The following is a 527-nucleotide window of genomic DNA, read 5'->3' as shown; positions in this document are numbered from 1 at the left end:
GCATCTTGTTTGGAGCTATGATGCCAGCGGTGTTGGCTTGCTTTTGTCGATGACAATCTTCCGTGGCAAGCCGTTCGCCTCAAGCGCACGAGCGAAGAACTTGGTCGCGGCCGCTTTGTTCCGGCGCTTGGATAGCATGAAGCCCAGGGTCTTGCTGTGTTTGTTGATGGCGCGATAGAGATAAACCCACTCACCCTTCACTTTCACATGGGTCTCATCCACGCGCCTTGAACGGTCGGCAGGACGCTTTTGTGCCGCGAAGCATCAGCTACGAGACCAGCGTATCTGCTTACCTAAGGATTCAGCGTCGCGTGATCCAGTTCAACGCTTCGTTCCGCCAGGGTTTCCACAGATTCCTGTATGAAACGCCGTAACGAAGGTAAAAGAAAACCGCGAACAGGATCATATCCTTTGGAAAATGCGCGCCCTTAAATGAAATCGTCACGGCCTACTCCTGTCATGTTCCAGTGTGCGCTACCAGAAATGCTCTCGACCTGACAGGCAGGGGCGACGTTTGTGACAGAACC

The 527-nt window shown here is 53.5% G+C and carries 1 pseudogene; it reads right to left on the bottom strand.

Features of this window, described 5'->3' with window-relative positions:
* Positions 1-445 (bottom strand): annotated as a pseudogene (locus ACR0DO_RS19605) (IS6 family transposase); the annotation flags it as partial.
* Between the last annotated feature and the right edge of the window lie 82 nt (positions 446-527).

It is taken from the genome of Ruegeria sp. AM9, from assembly GCF_056540565.1.
This window is presented reverse-complemented; position numbering and strand designations above follow the sequence as displayed.